A 2,367-nucleotide genomic window follows, 5' to 3' on the forward strand; every position below is an offset into this window, starting at 1 on the left:
CTTATGAGCACCACTGCCGTTCCTGCTTTGGACAAAACTTTTCAGATTTTAGATTTGATTACTGACAGTACTCAGCCCTTAACGGCAGCTCATATTGCCAAAGCGCTCAACCTGCCGCGTAGCTCAACTTATAATATTTTGCAAACCCTCCTGACTAAGCATGTGATCTATAAAGACAGTGATAGCCGCTTTCATTTGGGTTCGTATTTGATGTATTGGGCCGGCAAGTATGAGCAGCAGCAAGGCGTCATTCAGCTATTTAAAGACCTTATTGTCCAGTATCCTACCCTGCTTCAACATACGGTGACTTTATCCAAACTAGACTTGGGTGAAGTGGTATTTTTAGCTTGCCATGAAGCGCCTGCTCCGCTTGGCTTTACTTTCCGCGCTGGTGTACGCGTGCCAGCAGTATTTTCTGCGACCGGTAAAGCGATGCTTTCAACCTTCTCAATGGACAGCATAAAGTCCATCTATGCCAGCGGTTTCCCTACGCCTATTACCCAGTACGGCGTCGATAACTTTAATGACTTGTCTACCGAGCTGGCGGCTATTCAAAACAGTCGTATCTCCCTTGACGATGGACAACTGCGCGAAGGTATGTATTGCCTTGGCACTTATATTCGTAATGCGTCAGGTAATGCCGTAGCAGGTATGGCGGTCAGCTTTTTACAGGCAGAGTATGAGTCCAAGCGAGCTGAGGTCAGTGCGGTACTAATTGAGCTGGCGGAGCAAATTGAGCAGCGTTTGGGCTTTATTGCTCATCAATAAAACCTAAACGCTGCTAGCTATTTAATGTCTTCATTTATTCCAATTTTTCAGTAATTTTAATGCAGACTTTTAATCTTCTGAAATCAGCCCTGATAAAAATGCTTGCAAATTGTCATTGAGCTTTTGCAGGTAATAACCGCCTTCAACCAAGACAATTAACGGTTTGTTTAACGCTTTCAGCTTTTGCGCCAATATGGTAAATCCTTCAGTAGTGACCGCACATCTGGCTTCTGGGTCGTCTTTATACACATCAAAACCCAACACATGAACGATGACATCAGGGTCAAATAGCGTCATCGCCTCGATAGATTTATCAACATAGTTAAAAAACCCAGCTTCATCGGTGCCATGTGGCATCGGGAAGTTGACGTTATAGCCTTCGCCCGCGCCTGAACCCCTTTCAAACTCATGACCAGTGACGGCTGGATAAAAGTTAACCGGATCACCATGAACCGAGGTATAGAGCACATCACTGCGCTCGTAAAATATCTCTTGGATGCCCTGACCGTGGTGCATATCGGTGTCTATAATGGCGATTTTTGCGTATTTTTGCCGCAGATGCTCGGCGATGATGGCGGCGTTATTAAGGTAGCAAAATCCGCCCGCCGCGCTCTTGCGCGCATGGTGACCAGGCGGCCGTGAAAAGCAAAGCTGGATATTATGTTGCCCACGCTCAGCACTTGATGCATCTTCATTTAATAAGGCCTCAGCAGCATTTAGCGCCGTTTGTGCCGACCAATAAATAGATGTCCAAGAATGCTCACTGATGGGCGCACTATCATCGGCCTGATATTTAGCAGCCTTTGCCATAATGCCGATACCAGAATTGTCATACGGCACAAAAACCCCTGTCTGTACCTGTGCGCCCAAATCTTCCTCAACCGCCATCCATTCATCATAGCCATGCTTGAGAAAATCCACGTAACCGAAATCATGAACTGCTAATATTGGCCCCATTCCAACATCGGTGGCAGTGGTTACCTCTAAACCTAGTGCCACTGGCGCCTTTAACAACTCGACCATGCGCTCTGGTATCTCTAACGGCTCATGCATCTTGCCATAAGAAAAATAAGGTAACGGTCTATGCAAACTGAGGTTTTCATGGCTATATATCTTCATGCTTAACATTCCTTTGTTGAACATTTTTTCCAATGGCGCTTTTTTCTGATGATGCTTAACTAAACAATCCCATCGGCTTTCAGCTTTGCTATCATGTCGCTGTCATAGCCCAAATCAGCAAGCGTACTATCGGTATGCTCGCTCAATTGCGGTGGCGGCGTACGATAAGTAACCGGTGAGGCGGATAATTTAATCGGATTCCCAAGGGCACGAACAGGGCTGCCTTGTTTGGCAAAATCAACCACCATCTCACGTGCTAGCGCTTGCGGCATGGCCAATGCCTCAGAGATATTATGAATCGCGCCACAAGGAATACCTGCTTGATCCAACACCTCTAACCAATAGCTGCGAGGTTGCTCGGCAAACTTCTTAGCTAACTCATCACAAAGTAGCTCACGATTGGCAACCCGGGTAGGATTGGTCGCAAAACGGCTGTCGCTATGCCAATCAACGCCCAACACAGTGCAAAGCTTGGCAAAC

The 2,367-nt window shown here is 46.6% G+C and carries 3 protein-coding genes; 1 reads left to right on the forward strand and 2 read right to left on the reverse strand.

The annotated features are described in order from the left end of the window. On the forward strand, positions 1-768 hold a 768-nt coding region (locus ABYU67_RS12125; protein WP_372845555.1), incomplete at its 5' end, for an IclR family transcriptional regulator. 69 nt (positions 769-837) lie between these two features. Here the strand turns inward: ABYU67_RS12125 and ABYU67_RS12130 are convergent. Both ABYU67_RS12130 and ABYU67_RS12135 read right to left on the reverse strand, forming a co-directional pair. Continuing rightward, the gene (locus ABYU67_RS12130) at positions 838-1,887 is read right to left on the reverse strand and encodes a histone deacetylase family protein (RefSeq protein WP_372845557.1); all 1,050 of its coding nucleotides are present in this window, start codon (positions 1,885-1,887) and stop codon (positions 838-840) included. A 59-nt stretch (positions 1,888-1,946) separates the two neighbouring features. Further along, on the reverse strand, positions 1,947-2,367 hold a 421-nt coding region (locus ABYU67_RS12135; protein WP_372845559.1), incomplete at its 5' end, for a CoA transferase.

Origin of the sequence: Psychrobacter sp., assembly GCF_041554015.1 — a bacterium.
GTDB lineage: Bacteria > Pseudomonadota > Gammaproteobacteria > Pseudomonadales > Moraxellaceae > Psychrobacter.

Coding starts and splice junctions, on each gene's coding strand:
- ABYU67_RS12130 (WP_372845557.1), bottom strand. CDS start 1,887: ATGAAGATATATAGCCATGAAAACCTCAGTTTGCATAGACCGTTACCT.